The following is an 18876-nucleotide window of genomic DNA, read 5'->3' as shown; positions in this document are numbered from 1 at the left end:
ACGGGGATAAAGCTGGTTAATATACGCCCCGTGTTGCGGAGAGCTGGCCGAGTGGCCGAAGGCGCTCCCCTGCTAAGGGAGTACACCTCAAAAGGGTGTCGGGGGTTCGAATCCCCCGTTCTCCGCCATTATTTATTTAGTACGTTGTAATCTGGCTTCTTCGGTAAGTTGTTGAAATTACTAGAAAAAGTGCTTTACAAAAAGATTTAACGGCCTATAATGCGCGGCAACAAATGCACTCGTAGCTCAGCTGGATAGAGTACTCGGCTACGAACCGAGCGGTCACAGGTTCGAATCCTGTCGAGTGCACCATTTAAGAGTTGTTTGCAGTAATGTGAGTAACTTGGCTTCAACCAGTTGTGATCTGGTATAAAAACACAAATGCACTCGTAGCTCAGCTGGATAGAGTACTCGGCTACGAACCGAGCGGTCACAGGTTCGAATCCTGTCGAGTGCACCAAACAACAAAAAGCCCGCGTTTAACGCGGGCTTTTTGCCGTCTGCGATTTGGCTTTTCCTTTGGTGCAACCTTTCTCATCGAATTCGATATGAGCACTGCGCCCTCGCTTGTTGTCGTAGCGGTAGCTCATGGCTGAATTGCGAGTGCTGATTTTGTCTGGCTTGCCGAGAGCGCTTTCGACGTCCTGCTGGCTCATGCCGGCAACCACTCTCTGATTGATGATCGCGATGCGGCGTTCCTTCGCGCTGAGCTGATTTCCACATTTGTCCTCGGGCTGACCTACGACCGTCGGTTCTCTCCTTGGGTTTTTCATACTTGATGTTTCGCGAACCTCGGCTTCTGGCATCAGGGCTGTCGTGCTGCCAGGCAAAAACGTGCGTACTTCCTGAAGCGAAAGGCTTTCTCCGGTCGTACAGCTCAAGGTCGTGAAGGTGATGCCTCCGTCAGGGGCTTCACACCGGTGGATGGTCGTAGAAAACGCCCAGGGCGGCAGGCAGAGCAGGGCGGCAAGCAAAAAATAATCAGCATTCCGTGGCATTCGACGTCCTCCTTGACAGTCCTTATCAAGGGTAGCCGTTACATTTTTCGACAGCGGTGTGTTTTCTTTTCAGGATGAGTCGTCGCAGTTCCATGGATCAGGATAGCGCTCAGGTTTGTCTCGCAAGCGCTTGTTTCAGCCGCGATTTTTTAACGTTTAAAACCGTCAGGCGGTGTTATCATTGCGCCTGTCAGCCCCGCCGGGGCTTGTGGAATACCTCCATGGACTTACCCAGTAGTTACTCAGTACCCCGTTTTTACAATCATGAATTGACTGATTGATCCTTCCGGCGTGCCCCGCTGCTGGGAGTGGAGTTCGCCTATGTCTGAAGTTGAAGTAAAGAAAACGCAGGAAAGCTTGCAGGACCGCCTTGCTCAAGTCGTTGAGCTGCTGCAGCGCCAGCGGGTGGTCGAAGACCTGACTCATCGCCAGGAAGGTCCGCATCACGACCGGGTTGAGAACCTGGTTCACCGGCAAAACCTCGTCGAGTTGCAACGCAAACTCGATGATCTGCACTCCGCCGACGTTGCCTACATCCTTGAAGCCTTGCCACTGGACGATCGTCTGACCGTCTGGCAATTGGTCAAGGCCGACCGCGACGGCGACATTCTGCTCGAAGTATCCGATTCGGTTCGTGAAACCCTGATCGCCGATATGGACGATCACGAGCTCCTGGCGGCCGCCAAGGACATGGACGCCGACGAACTTGCTGACCTGGCCTCCGAGCTGCCGCGAGACGTCGTCCACGAGCTGATGGAAACCCTCGATGCTCAACAGCGTGAGCGCGTCCGCTCCGCGTTGTCCTATGACGAGGAGCAGGTCGGTGCGCTGATGGACTTCGAGATGGTGACCATCCGTGAGGATGTCAGTCTTGAAGTGGTGTTGCGTTACCTGCGTCGTCTCAAAGAGTTGCCAAGCCATACCGACAAACTGTTCGTGGTCGATTACGACGGTGTGCTCAAGGGCGTGTTGCCGATCAAGCGCCTTTTGGTCAACGACCCGGATAAACAGGTCTCGGAAGTGATGGCCAGCGATCCGGTGAGTTTTCATCCGGACGAAGACGCCTACGAGGCTGCTCAGGCGTTTGAGCGTTACGACTTGATCTCGGCCCCGGTGGTCGACAAGAACGGCAAGCTGATCGGTCGTCTGACCATCGATGAAATGGTCGACCTGATTCGTGAAGAGAGCGAAAACGAAGTTCTCAACATGGCGGGTCTGCGCGAAGAAGAAGATATTTTTGCGTCAGTCTGGAAGTCCCTGCGCAACCGTTGGGCCTGGCTGGCGATAAACCTGATCACCGCGTTCGTTGCATCTCGGGTGATCGGCCTGTTCGAGGGCTCTATCGAGAAGCTGGTAGCGCTCGCGGCATTGATGCCGATCGTGGCGGGTATCGGCGGCAACTCGGGTAACCAGACGATCACCATGATCGTTCGGGCCATGGCGCTGGACCAGGTCAGTACCGGCAATACGTCGAGGTTGATGCGCAAGGAGTTGGCGGTCGCCTTGATCAATGGCGTGGTCTGGGGTGGGGTGATTGGTGTGGTGTCCTACCTGCTTTATGGCAGTTGGTCCCTGGGCGTGGTGATGACCGCCGCCATGACGCTTAACCTGTTGCTTGCGGCATTGATGGGTGTGTTGATTCCGATGACCCTGGCGCGGCTTGGGCGCGACCCGGCAATGGGCGCGAGTGTGATGATCACTGCCATGACCGACAGTGGTGGCTTTTTCATCTTCCTCGGGCTGGCGACGATTTTTCTGCTCTGACGTTCTACCTCAAAAGAACCCGCCCAATCGGCGGGTTTTTTTTGGGGGGCCGAATTTCAGGCAAAAAAAAGCCAGCAATTACGCTGGCTTGAGCTTTCGGGATGAATCAGGAGGCGTCTGCAGCCATTTCGGCGTCATGGGCGATCAGCGAAACCAGAGCGTTTTGCTGGCGGTGGGAGAGTTGGCGGAAGCGTTGCAGCAGTTCGCGTTCGTGCAATGACAGCTCGGGGCTGTCCAGGCGCATGCTCAATTCTTCGCCCAACGCGCCTTCCTGAATAAGACTCTGCTCAAGGCGCGCGATGATTTCGGAATTCATGCTGCGATGATGATTGCGAGCCACCTCGGCAATGCGTTCACGCATTCCGTCTGGCAGACGTACGACGAACTTGTCAGCCGTACGGCTGGAATAAATTGCCTGTTTCAATGGGCGCATATATTTAACCGGTTAGTTCAGGGGAGCGGTTCTCGGGATAGGCCGCAGGATGTCAGATAGGACAAGCACTCCGACCAAATGTTCAACCTGAATTGATAGAGGCGCGCATCATGCCTCAAATTAGCCAGATCATTGGCGTCAATTCTGTGACAAATATTGATCTGGGTAAAGGCTTAATGCCAGCACCTATTATCAGAAATGCGGACTGGTTTGAAAACATTCCGTGAGTCCGTATCGCTGACCGCGTCCTCTTGCCCGACAGGTGATGCCCGAAGACGCCTGAAGGTGCATGCTATGCGGATTCGATCCTTGTTCCTTACCTTGTACAGGATAGTGGCAAATGGCCGATTTACTAGGGCAGACGGACGGTATGGGATGATTTCAGGATGGATGGCAGGCTGATTTATTTAATGGGGCCTTCGGGATCCGGCAAGGACAGCCTCATCGAAGCCGCTCGGGGGCCGTTGCGGGTGCGCAATTGTGAAGTCGTGCGGCGGGTTATTACGCGCTCGGCTGAGTCCGTCGGCGAAGACGCCATTGAGGTGTCCCGCGAAGAGTTCGAGCGACGCAGAAACAAAGGGGATTTCGCGCTTTCGTGGCAGGCCAATGGGCTGGATTACGGTATTCCTGTGCGTATAGACCAGTGGCTCAAGGAAGGACGCGATGTGCTGATCAATGCTTCGCGCGGCCACCTGACAGAAGCGCAACAGCGCTATCCCACGCTGTTGCCGGTGCTATTGACGGTCAAGGATGACGTTCTGCGAGAGCGCCTGCTACGGCGGGGGCGTGAAAGCCCGGCAGAAATTGAAGCGAGACTGCGCCGCAATGCACTGTTCACGGCTGACGATACAATCGGTGATACGCAGATCCGTCGACTCGATAACTCCGGCGACCTTACGGTCACCGTTGCCAGTCTTCTGGAGTTGCTGAGTGTCAGCGCAGAACCGGATCGAACTTGATCTTGCGCCCGGCGATCAGCGCCAGCACGAACAGCGCACTGAACACGCCGCAGGCAATCAGGGGCAGGGTGACGATCGTGTCCTGGACTAATGACAGATGAAGGATGCCACTCAGTAGAGCGAGGATGAGAAACCCTGCGGCTGATTTGGACATGCTGTGCTTCCTGATGAGGTGGTTCAAAATACCAAGCGTTCAAAAGACTGTGTGCGCGGTTGAAGGCTCTCCTGGCTCAGCTCTTGGCTGACAAAACTGCGTTGATCGCTCGTGACTGCCCATTGAGGCGCTTTTTGCAGCTGCAGGTCATGGGGCGTGCGTTGGGCAACCATCGCAGCGTCGTTTGTGGGGAAGAACTGAAAACCCAACAGAACCGCCAGGGCGACTGCATTTGCGACTAAAAGAGCGCTGTTCATGGGGCTGATCTCCTTCGTTCTTTGAGAACAGTCGAAGCAGCCCGCATGCCAAAAGTTTAACGGCTATTAAATCCTTTAAAAACAAAGAATTAAGCTATTTTAACAAAATGCCGGCATTGCATTTTGCAATGATGGCATTTTGCGGTGATGCAATTTGCACGGTAAACAAAGCCACGCTACCGTGGGGCGTCTGCCTACACTTAAAAAGCCCTACGGACGACATGACAAAAGCGGGCCTGCCCGTTAACATGCACGCCGTCCATCGCCGCGCATTCCTTGCGCGCGACTTGTGTCTCAGTAGCTCAATTGGATAGAGCATCCCCCTCCTAAGGGGAAGGTTGGCAGTTCGAACCTGCCCTGGGACACCATATATTTGAAAGCCCCACACAGAGTGATCTGGTGGGGCTTTTTCGTGGCTGTCTATCGGTAGATAACTGACTAAAAATCTTCAGCCCCACCTTCGGCCTTGCCAATCGATGTGCTCACTTGTTTGATGTGCCGACGTCCGTTGACCGAATAACTGCGTTCCTGGTCTTCAGATCCCGGTTTGCGCAACGTCAGTAGTGCAAACAGTCCGTTCTTGTCGCCGTAGCTCCCGTACCAATTGATCAGTCTTGCGATGAAGCACTCATTGCCGATGACCACCGGCATATCGGCGACGGGTTCGACCGCGTAGTAACTCGCTCCGAAGCTGTAATAGTCATCACTGTCTTTTACTGAAGGAGGAATGGGGCAGATCGGGGTTTTCTGTTGACCGGTCTCCGGGGCTTCATCTGCATTCACTTTGATCAAAGCTTTTGCGAGTGCCTTATGCAGGGCAGGCTCCAGTTCGAAGGCGGTGGTGCCGTCCTCCAGATATTGAGTGTGGGGCACTGTCAATTGATAGCCGTAGCGAACGGTCAGTGTAGGCACTTTGTTATTGATCTTCAGGGGATTGAGAAGAAAGACCTGGTCAACGCCGTAGTTACCGTTTCGGTAGGCGACGTACATTTTTCCGCGAGCCTTGATCCAGTACACGGATTGGTTGGCACCGCGTTCATTGGTGTAGAAAAGTGAGCCGGATTCATGGGCCGGCCCCAATGTCCTGCTGATGAACCGGCCTTCATTGCGACGGTAGGTTTGCGTGTAACTGAACATCCCGGTGCCGCCGGAATAGGTTTCAACGATGAGGTCACGCTGTCCGTCGCCATCCATATCCATCAGCGTGTATGAGGTGTGCCCGGATTCAGCGGCGTCGTCGATGTCGGAAGCTTTCAGCGCCTTCCACTCGTCCTCCGTGACATCTTGGGGAATACTCTTGGGAAAGAGGGATTGCTCATCTTCACCCGGGTCGCCAGGGAATGACGTTGTGCTGCTGTCGAACGCCATAGAGTCGAGCGCCCGCTCCAGCGCAAACTCCGGATTGTTTTTGCTCAGGTCCTGGATGCGTTGTTGCAACTCCTCCATCACCTGTTTATCGACGTCGTCGGGTTGATAGGCAACGGTGTCGATCCATTGCACGCGCAATGCCTGCAAGCGTTCGCGATAGTGTTGGTCCAGGCAGGCGACGTCTTCGACGCATTCATTGCGTACTTTCAACCACTGGCGCTGGGATCGCTTCAGTTCAACCTGCGCCGGCGAAGCGGCGTTCATCAGCGTTCGATAGGCCGAACCCATTTGCGTATCCAGCTCATACAGTCCTTTGTTCGCGCAAATTGTATTTTCGACAGCGTTTGCCGCTTTTGTGCAGTCCATTCCGGTCGCCAGTGCGTGCTGGAAAAACAGCAGTGCGCAGGCAGATGCGATGTAGCGTCCTTTGATGTACACGATGAAATCCTTTTCCAGGGTAGTGCACATTAAACTACGCAACCCAGAGGTTCATCTAACGCGTTGCATTCTTCGGTGAATCAAATGGTCGGGGGCGGTGTGAGCGAAGGAGTGAGTAGCCAGATAATGGTTCGACCTTCCCTGGTCTCCACCATTATCAACTGCTCAACTCCAGCCTAATATCAAGCCGTCAGCGTATGCTCGGAATCCCCGAACCAGGTGCGCACCAGATCTGGCCCAGGCGTACCCGTGTGGTCAAGCACCGCCACGTCGACGAAGTTCTTGCCATTGCTTGCACCATCGGTATCCACCTTCACGGTGATGTCGCTGCCGGTCTGCACCACTTGGACAAAGTCCGACACCTGGCTGGTGCCGCTGACAAAGTTCGCCTTGAGCAGGGCGGAGAGGTCGATTTTGTCCCCTTCGGCGTAGTTGTAGTCGAGGATATGGTCGCCGCCTTCATTCACGTTGAAGTAGGCAAACACGTCGGCGCCCGCGCCACCGCTGAGCGTGTCTGCGCCTTCACGGCCTACGATGATGTCGTTGCCGTCGCCGCCACTGATCGTGTCTGCGAGCATGGTGCCCACCAGAGTGCCGCTGGATTCTCCGTGGTAACTGACTTGAGTGCCGGCCGCGCCGCCGTCGGTGACTTGGAAGTCTTCCGCCGAGTAATGCCCCAGCAGGTTCACCTCGGCCCGATGCACGCCGTCGTCCACTGTCAGCAGGCCGCCGGCGCCAGAGGCGTTGGCGTTGTAGCTGAGCTGGGTGTTGGCGCCGAAAGCGAGATTGCCGAACGTCAGCATGTCATCGCTCTCAAGACCGAGGATGCCGGACAGCGAGCCCGCCGTTTCGGCCTGTGCGATCACCAGCGTGCCTGCGCCTTCGCCGTGGAAGGCGACGGACCCGTGTGCGGCACCGGAGAAGGTCAGGGTCGCGTTACCGTCGATGGTCGCGCTGCCATCGCCGGTCACGTCGGCCAGCAGGCGCAGGTCGCCACCGTTGGCCCACAGGTGGCCGGTGTTTTCGACCGTACTGGCCACCGTCATGCCGCCTGGGCCTGTGGACTCCAGCACCCCGCTGTTGGTGATGGTGTGGGTGCCGGTATCGAGCACCAGGCTGTTCAGCCCGCTGGCCATGATCAGCCCCGCATTAATCAGCACCATCTGCCCGGCGCCCAACTGGCCGGCGCCGGAAATGCGGTTGTCGACGTTGTTCAGTACGGTGTCGGCGCTGCCGCCGAAAATCACGTTTTGCGCGTTGTCGGATAGCAGCACCTGGCCGCCACCGGTCAAGGTCGCGCCACGGAACAGAATCTCAAGGCTGGTCGCGCTGCCGGCGGAGCCGAGCTCGATGGTGCCGCTGTTATGGATACTGCCACCGAACGGCATGATCGCGCCGTCGGCAATGGTGAGGGTCCCGCTGTTGTTGGTGAGTGGGTCCACATCGAACTGGAAGTTCGCTTCGCTCAAGTCCGCCGCATCGACACCTTTGAGAGTGACCGTCTGGCCAGTGCTGATGCTGACCAGTGCATTGCCGTTGGCGTCGTTAGTGATGCTCAAGTCAGCAAAGCCGGTGACGCCTGTGAAGCCGATCAGGTCGATCTTGTCCGCCGCGGCATCGAAGTTGTAGATCTGGTTGTTGCCGATCGGCTGGGCGAAGACGAAGGTGTCGGCACCAGACGAACCGGTCAGATTGTCATCAGCGGACAAGGCGAAGATCGGCGCACCTGGGGCATAGACTTCGACGTTGTTGAATACGTAGGCACTGGCGGTGCTGCCGTCGCTGTTGCTCCAGTTCATGTTGACATCAAGCACCAACGCACCCACGAAGTCGCTTGGGGTTGTCACGGTCAATGCGCCGGGATCGCTGGTTTGCACGGTCCAGGTGCCGTCGCCGTTGTCGGTTCCTGCATTGAACACCCACCCCGAGGGAACCCCGCTGATGGACACCGTTATTGGGCCGCTGATATCGGCCAATGGAGCGTTGAGAGCTAGATTGATGGGGTCGCCGGCAACGCCTGCCGGAAGGTTGGCGCTGCTGCCGGCCGCACCAGGATTACCCGCCAGGTCGGTGTAGCTGTTCGCGGCAACGTCGACTTTTATGCTACCGCTCTGCGTTCTGGTCAGCGTTGCCGTGTAGGTATCGCCGTCAACTTGCGTGAAGTTACTCCAGGTTCCGCGGGGTGTTCCGCTCGTTGTAGTCATCGTCACGTCAGAAAGGCTGAAACCGCTCACAACCTCACTGAACTGGAATGTGACCGTCGACGTTGACGGGATAGGGGTGATCGCAGTCCCTAAGGCCGTCCCTGTCACCGTCACCGTTGGCGCCACCGTATCAACTGGCGTCTCAACGACGTTCTGCACGTTTACCGTAATGGTCTGTGTGTCGATTCCGCCATTGCCGTCGGCCACCTGAACATCCACAACGTAGGCGTTGTCGCCATCGGTACCCCCGACATCCTGGGGATTCTCGTAATCGGGCGCCGAATTGAACGTCAGCACCCCGCTTGAACTGATCGAGAACTTGCTGAAGTCCGTCCCGGCCGTATTCAGGATCGAGTAGCTCAGCGTCTGCGCTGGTAGATCAGCATCGGTCGCCACCACTGTCGTGACCGCCGTGGTGTTCTCAGCCACGTTGACCGAAGCCGTCGCACCAGCACCGTTGGAGGTGATCACCGGGGAGTTGTCGTTGACGCCCGTTACGGTTACCGCGATCGCCTGGTCGTCGAACAGCGTGCCGTCCGATGCCCGCACAATCACGTCATAAACGTTGTTCGTTCCCGAATCAGTCGGTGCTTCAAAGTTGGGTGCAGAGATAAAGCTCAGCACGCCGGTGCCTGAAACGATCGAGAACTTCGCAGCATCCACTCCGCCGACGATGCTGTAGGTCAGCGTTTGTGCCGGTAGGTCTGCATCGGTCGCTGCCACCGTCGTGACCGCTGTGGTGTTCTCAGCCACGTTGACTGAAGCCGTCGCACCAGCACCGTTGGAGGTGATCACCGGGGAGTTGTCGTTGACGCCCGTTACGGTTACCGCGATCGCCTGGTCGTCGAACAGCGTGCCGTCCGATGCCCGCACAATCACGTCATAAACGTTGTTCGTTCCCGTATCAGTCGGCGCTTCAAAGTTGGGTGCAGAGATAAAGCTCAGCACGCCTGTGCCAGAAACGATCGAGAATTTCGCGGCATCCACTCCACCGACGATGCTGTAGCTCAGCGTTTGTGCCGGCAGATCAACATCGGTCGCCGTTACCGTCGTGATCGCCGTGGTGTTCTCCGCCACGTTGATCGAAGCCGTTGCACCAGCACCGTTGGAAGTGATCGTCGGTGAGTCGTTGCTGCCGGCGATGTGCACCGTGACCGAAGTGAGGGTGCCGTCGGCGCTGCTCACGGCGAAGGTGTCGGTGTAGGTGGTGCCGGCGGCGAACTCGTTGTGCGCGGAGTTGGCGACGTAGGTCCAGGCTCCGTCGGTGCCGATGGAGAACTGGCCGTAGCTGCCGGCGATGTTGGTTTGGGCGACGAAGGTTGCGGCGCTGTCGACGTCGCTGATGGTCAGTGTGCCGGCGGTGGAGATGTCGACGGCGGCATTGGTCTCGGTGAGGTTGGCGGTGCCAGCGGACAGCACGGCCGCATCGTTGGTACCGAGGATGTGCACGGTGACCGAAGTGAGGGTGCCGTCGGCACTGCTCACGGCGAAGGTGTCGGTGTAGGTGGTGCCGGCGGCGAACTCGTTGTGGGCGGAGTTGGCGACGTAGGTCCAGGCTCCGTCCGTGCCGATGGAGAACTGGCCGTAGCTGCCGGCGGTGTTGGTTTGGGCGACGAAGGTTGCGGCGCTGTCGACGTCGCTGATGGTCAGGGTACCGGCGGTGGAGATGTCGACGGCGGCATTGGTCTCGGTGAGGTTGGCGGTGCCAGCGGACAGCACGGCCGCATCGTTGGTGCCGAGGATGTGCACGGTGACCGAAGTGAGGGTGCCGTCGGCACTGCTCACGGCGAAGGTGTCGGTGTAGGTGGTGCCGGCGGCGAACTCGTTGTGGGCGGAGTTGGCGACATAGGTCCAGGCTCCGTCGGTGCCGATGGAGAACTGGCCGTAGCTGCCGGCGATGTTGGTTTGGGCGACGAAGGTTGCGGCGCTGTCGACGTCGCTGATGGTCAGGGTGCCGGCGGTGGAGATGTCGACGGCGGCATTGGTCTCGGTGAGGTTGGCGGTGCCAGCGGACAGCACGGCCGCATCGTTGGTACCGAGGATGTGCACGGTGACCGAAGTGAGGGTGCCGTCGGCACTGCTCACGGCGAAGGTGTCGGTGTAGGTGGTGCCGGCGGCGAACTCGTTGTGGGCGGAGTTGGCGACGTAGGTCCAGGCTCCGTCGGTGCCGATGGAGAACTGGCCGTAGCTGCCGGCGGTGTTGGTTTGCGCGACGAAGGTTGCGGCGCTGTCGACGTCGCTGATGGTCAGGGTACCGGCGGTGGAGATGTCGACGGCGGCATTGGTCTCGGTGAGGTTGGCGATGCCGGTGGACAGCACGGCCGCATCGTTGGTACCGAGGATGTGCACGGTGACCGAAGTGAGGGTGCCATCGGCACTGCTCACCGTGAAGGTGTCGGTGTAAGTGGTACCGGCGGCGAACTCGTTGTGCGCGGAGTTGGCGACGTAGGTCCAGGCTCCGTCGGTGCCGATGGAGAACTGGCCGTAGCTGCCGGCGGTGTTGGTTTGCGTATGGAAGCTTTCCGGGCTGTCGATATCACTGACGGTCAGGCTACCACCCGTGGTCAGCGGAGCATTGGTTTCAGTCAGTGTGACACTGGCCGAGGACAGCACGGCGACGTCATTGCTGCCGGTGACGGTCACGGTCACCTGCTGGGTGTCGACGCCACCGAGGCCATCGCTGACCTGGAGGGTGAACACTTCATTGTGAGTCTCGCCGGCCTGCAACGATTGCACGGCACTGGCGACGCCATTGGTGCCGTTGGCCAGGGTGTAAGTCCATTGGCCCGTGCTGTCGACGGCGATCGAGCCATAAGTGCCGGTATTGGACCCAGCAATGCTCCAAGTGGCGGTGGCCGCATGGTCGATGTCGCTCGAGCTGAACTGGCCACTGACGCTGAGGGTGGTGTCTTCCTGCACGGTGCCGACATCGTTGCCCGACGCGAAGCTGAGCACCGGCGCGTCATTGCTGCCGGTGACGGTCACGGTCACCTGCTGGGTGTCGACGCCGCCGAGGCCGTCGCTGACCTGGATGGTGAACACTTCGTTATGGCTCTCGCCGGCCTGCAACGATTGCACGGCACTGGCGACGCCATTGGTGCCGTTGGCCAGGGTGTAAGTCCATTGACCGGTGCTGTCGACGGCGATCGAGCCGTAGGTTCCGGTTGCCGAGCCATTGATCGACCAGGTGGCGGTGGCCGCGTGATCGATGTCGGCCGAGCTGAACTGGCCGCTGACGCTGAGGGTACTGTCCTCCTGCACCGCACCGGCATCGTTACCCGACGCGAAGCTGAGCACCGGCGCATCGTTGCTGCCGGTGACGGTCACGGTCACCTGCTGGGTGTCGACGCCACCGAGGCCATCGCTGACCTGGAGGGTGAACACTTCGTTATGGCTCTCGCCGGCCTGCAACGATTGCACGGCACTGGCGACGCCATTGGTGCCGTTGGCCAGGGTGTAAGTCCATTGACCGCTGCTGTCGACGGCGATCGAGCCGTAGGTGCCGGTATTGGACCCGGCAATGCTCCAGGTGGCGGTGGCCGCGTGGTCGATGTCGCTCGAGCTGAATTGGCCGCTGACGCTGAGGGTGGTGTCCTCCTGCACGGCGCCGGCATCGTTGCCGCTGGCGAAACTGAGTACGGGTGCGTCGTTGCTGCCGGTGACGGTGACGGTCACCTGTTGGGTGTCGACGCCGCCGAGGCCGTCGCTGACCTGGATGGTGAACACTTCGTTATGGCTCTCGCCGGCCTGCAACGATTGCACGGCACTGGCGACGCCATTGGTGCCGTTGGCCAGGGTGTAAGTCCATTGACCGCTGCTGTCGACGGCGATCGAGCCATAGCTGCCGGTATTGGACCCGGCAATACTCCAGGTGGCGGTGGCCGCGTGGTCGATGTCGCTCGAGCTGAATTGGCCGCTGACGCTGAGGGTGGTGTCCTCCTGCACGTTGCCGGCATCGTTGCCGCTGGCGAAGCTGAGCACGGGGGCGTCGTTGCTGCCGGTGACGGTCACGGTCACTTGTTGGGTGTCGACGCCGCCGAGGCCATCGCTGACCTGGATGGTGAATACTTCGTTATGAGTCTCGCCGGCCTTCAGTGACTGCACCGCACTGGCGACACCGTCGGTGCCATTGGCCAGGGTGTAAGTCCACTGACCGCTGCCGTCGACGGCGATCGAGCCGTAGGTTCCGGTTGCCGAGCCATTGATCGACCAGGTGGCGGTGGCCGCATGGTCGATGTCGCTTGAACTGAACTGGCCGCTGACGCTGAGGGTGCTGTCTTCCTGCACGGCGCCGGCATCGTTGCCCGATGCGAAGCTGAGCACCGGCGCATCGTTGCTGCCGGTGACGGTGACAGTCACCAGATGGGTGGCGACGCCACCGAGGCCATCACTGACCTGCACACTGAACACTTCGTTGTGACTCTCGCCAGCCTTCAGCGATTGCACGGCACTGGCGACACCGTCGGTGCCATTGGCCAACGTGTAGGTCCATTGGCCGCTGCTGTCGACGGCGATCGAGCCATAGCTGCCGGTGTTTGACCCGGCAATGCTCCAGGTCGCCGTGGCCGCGTGATCGATGTCGGTCGAGCTGAACTGGCCACTGACACTGAGGGTGGTGTCTTCCTGCACCGCGCCAGCATCGTTGCCGGTGGCGAAACTGAGCACCGGCGCATCGTTGCTGCCGGTGACGGTGACAGTCACCAGATGGGTGGCGACGCCACCGAGGCCATCACTGACCTGCACACTGAACACTTCGTTGTGACTCTCGCCGGCCTTCAGTGATTGCACCGCACTGGCAACGCCATCGGTGCCGTTGGCCAGGGTGTAAGTCCATTGGCCGCTGCTGTCGACGGCGATTGAGCCGTAGGTTCCGGTTGCCGAGCCATTGATCGACCAGGTGGCGGTGGCCGCATGGTCGATGTCGCTTGAACTGAATTGGCCACTGACGCTGAGGCTGCTGTCCTCCTGCACCGCACCGGCATCGTTGCCCGACGCGAAACTGAGCACCGGCGCATCGTTGCTGCCGGTGACGGTGACAGTCACCAGATGGGTGGCGACGCCACCGAGGCCATCACTGACCTGCACACTGAACACTTCGTTGTGACTCTCGCCAGCCTTCAGCGATTGCACGGCACTGGCGACACCGTCGGTGCCATTGGCCAACGTGTAAGTCCATTGGCCGCTGCTGTCGACGGCGATCGAGCCATAGCTGCCGGTGTTTGACCCGGCAATGCTCCAGGTCGCGGTGGCCGCATGATCGATGTCGCTCGAACTGAACTGGCCGTTGACGCTGAGGGTGCTGTCTTCCTGCACGGCGCCGGCGTCGTTGCCCGATGCGAAGCTGAGCACCGGCGCATCGTTGCTGCCGGTGACGGTGACAGTCACCTGTTGGGTGTCGACACCGCCGAGGCCATCGCTGACCTGAATGGTGAACACCTCGTTATGACTCTCGCCGGCCTGCAACGATTGCACGGCACTGGCGACGCCATCGGTGCCGTTGGCCAACGTGTAGGTCCATTGGCCCGTGCTGTCGACGGCGATCGAGCCATAGCTGCCAGTATTGGACCCGGCAATGCTCCAGGTCGCGGTGGCTGCATGATCGATGTCGCTTGAACTGAACTGGCCGCTGACGCTGAGGGTGGTATCCTCCTGCACGGCGCCGACATCGTTGCCGCTCGCAAAGCTGAGCACCGGCGCGTCGTTGCTGCCAGTGACGGTGACAGTCACCAGATGGGTGGCGACGCCACCGAGGCCATCACTGACCTGCACACTGAACACTTCGTTGTGACTCTCGCCGGCCTGCAGTGATTGCACGGCACTGGCGACGCCATCGGTGCCGTTGGCCAGGGTGTAAGTCCACTGACCGCTGCCGTCGACGGCGATCGAGCCGTAGGTTCCGGTTGCCGAGCCATTGATCGACCAGGTGGCGGTGGCGGCATGATCGATGTCGCTTGAACTGAACTGGCCGCTGACGCTGAGGGTGGTGTCTTCCTGCACGGCGCCGGCATCGTTGCCGCTCGCAAAGCTGAGCACCGGTGCGTCGTTGCTGCCGGTGACGGTGACGGTCACCTGTTGGGTGTCGACGCCGCCGAGGCCATCGCTGACCTGGAGGGTGAACACTTCGTTGTGAGTCTCGCCGGCCTGCAGTGATTGCACCGCACTGGCGACGCCATCGGTACCGTTGGCCAGGGTGTAAGTCCACTGACCGCTGCCGTCGACGGCGATCGAGCCGTAGGTTCCGGTTGCCGAGCCATTGATCGACCAAGTGGCGGTGGCATTGTGATCGATGTCGCTCGAGCTGAACTGGCCACTGACGCTGAGGGTGGTGTCCTCCTGCACGGCGCCGACATCGTTGCCGCTCGCAAAGCTGAGCACCGGCGCATCGTTGCTGCCGGTGACGGTGACAGTCACCAGATGGGTGGCGACGCCACCGAGGCCATCACTGACCTGCACACTGAACACTTCGTTGTGACTCTCGCCAGCCTTCAGCGATTGCACGGCACTGGCGACACCGTCGGTGCCATTGGCCAACGTGTAGGTCCATTGGCCGCTGCTGTCGACGGCGATTGAGCCGTAGGTTCCGGTTGCCGAGCCATTGATCGACCAGGTGGCGGTGGCCGCGTGATCGATGTCGGCCGAGCTGAACTGGCCGCTGACGCTGAGGGTACTGTCCTCCTGCACCGCACCGGCATCGTTACCCGACGCGAAGCTGAGCACCGGCGCATCGTTGCTGCCGGTGACGGTCACGGTCACCTGCTGGGTGTCGACGCCACCGAGGCCATCGCTGACCTGGAGGGTGAACACTTCATTGTGAGTCTCGCCGGCCTGCAGTGATTGCACGGCACTGGCGACGCCATCGGTGCCGTTGGCCAACGTGTAGGTCCATTGGCCCGTGCTGTCGACGGCGATCGAGCCATAGCTGCCAGTATTGGACCCGGCAATGCTCCAGGTCGCGGTGGCCGCGTGATCGATGTCGCTTGAACTGAACTGGCCGCTGACGCTGAGGGTGGTGTCTTCTTGCACGGCGCCGACATCGTTGCCCGATGCGAAGCTGAGTACGGGCGCATCGTTGCTGCCGGTGACGGTGACAGTCACCTGCTGGGTGTCGACGCCGCCGAGGCCGTCGCTGACCTGGATGGTGAACACTTCGTTATGGCTCTCGCCGGCCTGCAACGATTGCACGGCACTGGCGACGCCATTGGTGCCGTTGGCCAGGGTGTAAGTCCATTGACCGGTGCTGTCGACGGCGATCGAGCCGTAGGTGCCGGTTGCCGAGCCATTGATCGACCAGGTGGCGGTGGCGGCATGATCGATGTCGCTTGAACTGAACTGGCCACTGACACTGAGGGTGGTGTCTTCCTGCACCGCGCCAGCATCGTTGCCGGTGGCGAAACTGAGCACCGGCGCATCGTTGCTGCCGGTGACGGTGACAGTCACCAGATGGGTGGCGACGCCACCGAGGCCATCACTGACCTGCACACTGAACACTTCGTTGTGACTCTCGCCGGCCTTCAGTGATTGCACCGCACTGGCAACGCCATCGGTGCCGTTGGCCAGGGTGTAAGTCCATTGGCCGCTGCTGTCGACGGCGATCGAGCCATAGCTGCCGGTGTTTGACCCGGCAATGCTCCAGGTCGCGGTGGCCGCATGATCGATGTCGCTCGAACTGAACTGGCCGTTGACGCTGAGGGTGCTGTCTTCCTGCACGGCGCCGGCGTCGTTGCCCGATGCGAAGCTGAGCACCGGCGCATCGTTGCTGCCGGTGACGGTGACAGTCACCAGATGGGTGGCGACGCCGCCGAGGCCATCACTGACCTGCACACTGAACACTTCGTTGTGACTCTCGCCAGCCTTCAGCGATTGCACGGCACTGGCGACACCGTCGGTGCCATTGGCCAACGTGTAGGTCCATTGGCCGCTGCTGTCGACGGCGATCGAGCCATAGGTGCCGGTATTGGACCCGGCAATACTCCAGGTAGCCGTGGCCGCATGATCAATGTCGCTCGAGCTGAACTGGCCGCTGACGCTGAGCGTGGTGTCTTCCTGCACCGCGCCGGCATCGTTACCGGTGGCGAAACTGAGCACCGGCGCATCGTTGCTACCAGTAATGGTGATGGTCACGGTCTGCGTCGCCGAAACAGCGTTAGCCGCGCCGCTGTTGTCGGTGGCGACCACGGTGTACGAGAAGGTGACGGTTTCACCCGCGCCGAGGAAATCGAGGTTCTGGCTGGTGCTGTAGTCCCAACTGTTGTGATCGACCGAGAAACCGGCGACCAGTGCCGAAGCCACGCCCGCATCGAGCGTGCCGCCGCTCCAGGCGATGTTGCCGTTGGAGGTGTGCGACACAGTCACCACGTCGATGTTGTCCACATCGGCAAAGCTCAGTGCACCGCTGTCGCTCAGTGTGGCCGTACCGTTGCCTTCGCTCATGGCGCCGGTGGTGTCGGCAATCGTCAGCGTCGGCCGGTCGTTGGTGCCGGTGATGGTAATGGTCACGGTCTGTACCGTGCCGTCGCCGATCGCCACGTTATAGGTCTGGGTGAGGGTCTGGCCTTCGCCCAGGAACTGCACGGCGGCGTTGTCTACCGCGAAGTGCCAGCCCAGCGAACCGCTACCGGTGCCGGTGCTGTCGTGCAGTGGATCTGTGGTGAAGCTGCCCAGGTAGCCGGAAGCGCCCGGTGTGACGGTGACGCTATGGGTGTCGATCAGGTCGGCGTCGGTGAAGGTGATGCTGCCGTTGGCGGCGTAGTCGCCACTGTCTTCCTTGGCATCGCCGGTCTGCACGCCGCTGGTGATGTGCACCTGGTCGTTGGTGCCGGTGAGGGTGATGACCACATTTTGCGTTGTCGACGAACCATGCCCATCGTTGAGGGTGACCACATAGGTTTCGGTCGCCGTCTGACCTTGGGCCAGGTACTGGGCTGCCGCGTTGTTCACGGTGTAAGTCCAGTTAACGGTGCCATTGGCCGCATTGGCCGCTTCAATGACAGAGGCAAGGCTGAAGTTGCCCAGCGCCGTGGTATTGCCTCCCGCCGCCACGAATGACGCGGTATGCGTGTCGCTCAGATCGACATCGCTAAATGCAATCGTGCCCGTCGTGCTCAGCGAGTCGGTTGTGCTCGGCGTTGTGGGCGCATCTTCGGTCACCGTGCCAGCCTGCACGCCAATGTTCATCGTCACGCTGTCATTCATACCTGCGAATTGCACTTGCGCAGTGGCCCAGCTGAGCGTGCCATTGCCGAGACGAATCGCATACGTAAAGCTGTCCGCCAGAGACGCTCCGGCAGCAAGCGACTGAAGCTGCGCCTTGAAAGCAGTCGACAATGTAGCGGCGTCGTAGCCGACCTTGCCATCCGAGGTAATCCAGATCTTTGCCCCATTGAGGCTGGTGTCGGTGCTCGTTGCCTCGATTCTGCTCGTGTCCTGGACCAGCAGATCGGCCGGGGCATAAACCTTGGTGGCAGTAGAAAGACTGGTCGCGTTATCAACTGACCAGAGCGTCTTTGCGCTACCGCCCAGGTCATTGGACATGACGTCCAGGTACACGACTCCCAGCAGGTCTTCAGTGATGGTCGAGCTGCTGGTGCCAATGACGCCTGTAGTGAAAATGTCGTCCTGCGCCTGCGGTGTATTGGAAAACGAGGTAACGGTGCCGTCGCTGGTCGTTGTGGTGGTAGCCATGTCTTTCTCCCGAGAATGTTTTTTTTATTGGAATCGCCAGGGACTGCTAACAGGACGAAGTCCCATGCTTACGCCGCTCAGAGTGTTCAGGAGCGGTACGGGACGGCTACCGGACATCGTCGAACGTCTGGGCTTGACGGGACAGGTGCTGCCGGCAGAGAGGCGCTGGTATTGCGGGGGGGAAGAAACTCGCCGTACTTGAGGAGCGAATCGCAGGAGCGGTCGGGCGAACGTGGGCCCAAGCCTGAGGCTGCGCTGCGCATGGCGCGCAGTATCCTGAGAGCGCCCATAGTGAAGGGACTCCTGAAGTAATGGCTGGATGAGGCCGTATTTTGGTACAGCGCTGATTCAGGGATACGGCCTTTCCTGATATCAGTTTGATAGGTGTTTAGTTGTGGGGTCAGGCTTTGTAAAGGTGTTAAGCGCAGGTAACAGTACGATGTGCCAATATTCCGACAAGTGGATGTTTTGGTGTCAATATTATGTCGATTTGTTTTTGGCGAAGTGCCCGCCGGCACTCAATAGTGGTGTGCCTCAAATGAGCTGAAACCCTTATGCGGCAAGGGCTGGCTGCGTAATTTCAGTGCAAGGACATTCTAAAATTGCAGCGTCAGTGGTTA

Annotated in this window: 8 protein-coding genes and 4 tRNA genes; 6 read left to right on the top strand and 6 right to left on the bottom strand. The window is 59.7% G+C overall.

Annotated features, from left to right (window positions below):
• The first annotated feature begins 37 nt into the window (after positions 1–37).
• The 3 genes from PSH69_RS22935 to PSH69_RS22925 all read left to right on the top strand — a co-directional run bounded on the left by PSH69_RS22935 (position 38) and on the right by PSH69_RS22925 (position 460).
• Positions 38–128: transfer RNA gene (locus PSH69_RS22935), tRNA-Ser, on the top strand.
• Between the two features lie 107 nt (positions 129–235).
• Positions 236–312 (top strand) — tRNA-Arg (locus PSH69_RS22930).
• A 71-nt stretch (positions 313–383) separates the two neighbouring features.
• A tRNA-Arg gene (locus PSH69_RS22925) sits at positions 384–460 on the top strand.
• 19 nt (positions 461–479) lie between these two features.
• Here the strand turns inward: PSH69_RS22925 and PSH69_RS22920 are convergent.
• Positions 480–998 (bottom strand): cell envelope protein SmpA, encoded by a 519-nt coding sequence (locus PSH69_RS22920; RefSeq protein ID WP_305409920.1) that lies wholly within the window; start codon positions 996–998, stop codon positions 480–482.
• A 321-nt stretch (positions 999–1319) separates the two neighbouring features.
• Here PSH69_RS22920 and mgtE point away from each other — a divergent pair, with 321 nt between their 5' ends.
• Positions 1320–2762: a magnesium transporter gene (mgtE, locus tag PSH69_RS22915; protein WP_018926381.1), complete on the top strand. Its 1443-nt coding sequence runs from the start codon at positions 1320–1322 to the stop codon at positions 2760–2762.
• 106 nt (positions 2763–2868) lie between these two features.
• On the opposite strand, the gene PSH69_RS22910 is transcribed toward mgtE, so the two are convergent.
• Complete coding sequence (locus PSH69_RS22910) at positions 2869–3195, bottom strand: Arc family DNA-binding protein (RefSeq protein WP_003178899.1); 327 nt, start codon at positions 3193–3195, stop codon at positions 2869–2871.
• Between the two features lie 386 nt (positions 3196–3581).
• Here PSH69_RS22910 and phnN point away from each other — a divergent pair, with 386 nt between their 5' ends.
• Positions 3582–4154, top strand: coding sequence for a phosphonate metabolism protein/1,5-bisphosphokinase (PRPP-forming) PhnN (gene phnN / locus PSH69_RS22905; RefSeq protein ID WP_305409919.1), 573 nt, complete (start codon positions 3582–3584; stop codon positions 4152–4154).
• Here the strand turns inward: phnN and PSH69_RS22900 are convergent.
• Both PSH69_RS22900 and PSH69_RS22895 read right to left on the bottom strand, forming a co-directional pair.
• The gene (locus PSH69_RS22900; RefSeq protein ID WP_018926378.1) at positions 4129–4308 is read right to left on the bottom strand and encodes a PA3371 family protein; all 180 of its coding nucleotides are present in this window, start codon (positions 4306–4308) and stop codon (positions 4129–4131) included. The genes phnN and PSH69_RS22900 overlap by 26 nt on opposite strands.
• A 23-nt stretch (positions 4309–4331) precedes the next feature.
• Entirely contained in the window at positions 4332–4565 is a 234-nt protein-coding gene (locus PSH69_RS22895; protein WP_305409918.1) for a hypothetical protein, read from the bottom strand.
• Positions 4566–4856: 291 nt separating this feature from the next.
• On the opposite strand from PSH69_RS22895, the gene PSH69_RS22890 reads away from it, so the two are divergent.
• Positions 4857–4933, top strand: a tRNA-Arg gene (locus PSH69_RS22890).
• Between the two features lie 70 nt (positions 4934–5003).
• Here PSH69_RS22890 and PSH69_RS22885 read toward each other — a convergent pair.
• Positions 5004–6371 (bottom strand): lysozyme inhibitor LprI family protein, encoded by a 1368-nt coding sequence (locus PSH69_RS22885; RefSeq protein ID WP_305409917.1) that lies wholly within the window; start codon positions 6369–6371, stop codon positions 5004–5006.
• 182 nt (positions 6372–6553) lie between these two features.
• Complete coding sequence (locus PSH69_RS22880; protein WP_305409916.1) at positions 6554–18256, bottom strand: VCBS domain-containing protein; 11703 nt, start codon at positions 18254–18256, stop codon at positions 6554–6556.
• Positions 18257–18876 lie beyond the last annotated feature (620 nt).

It is taken from the genome of Pseudomonas sp. FP1740 (genome assembly GCF_030687165.1).
Lineage (GTDB): Bacteria > Pseudomonadota > Gammaproteobacteria > Pseudomonadales > Pseudomonadaceae > Aquipseudomonas.
The sequence above is the reverse complement of the archived record's forward strand: the minus strand, read 5'-3'. Positions and strand labels throughout refer to the sequence as shown.

Excerpts from the sequence above, each read along its gene's own strand:
- PSH69_RS22920 (WP_305409920.1), bottom strand. The coding sequence starts at position 998 with ATGCCACGGAATGCTGATTATTTTTTGCTTGCCGCCCTGCTCTGCCTG.
- mgtE (WP_018926381.1), top strand. The coding sequence starts at position 1,320 with ATGTCTGAAGTTGAAGTAAAGAAAACGCAGGAAAGCTTGCAGGACCGC.
- PSH69_RS22910 (WP_003178899.1), bottom strand. The coding sequence starts at position 3,195 with ATGCGCCCATTGAAACAGGCAATTTATTCCAGCCGTACGGCTGACAAG.
- phnN (WP_305409919.1), top strand. The coding sequence starts at position 3,582 with ATGGATGGCAGGCTGATTTATTTAATGGGGCCTTCGGGATCCGGCAAG.
- PSH69_RS22900 (WP_018926378.1), bottom strand. The coding sequence starts at position 4,308 with ATGTCCAAATCAGCCGCAGGGTTTCTCATCCTCGCTCTACTGAGTGGC.
- PSH69_RS22895 (WP_305409918.1), bottom strand. The coding sequence starts at position 4,565 with ATGAACAGCGCTCTTTTAGTCGCAAATGCAGTCGCCCTGGCGGTTCTG.
- PSH69_RS22880 (WP_305409916.1), bottom strand. The coding sequence starts at position 18,256 with ATGGCTACCACCACAACGACCAGCGACGGCACCGTTACCTCGTTTTCC.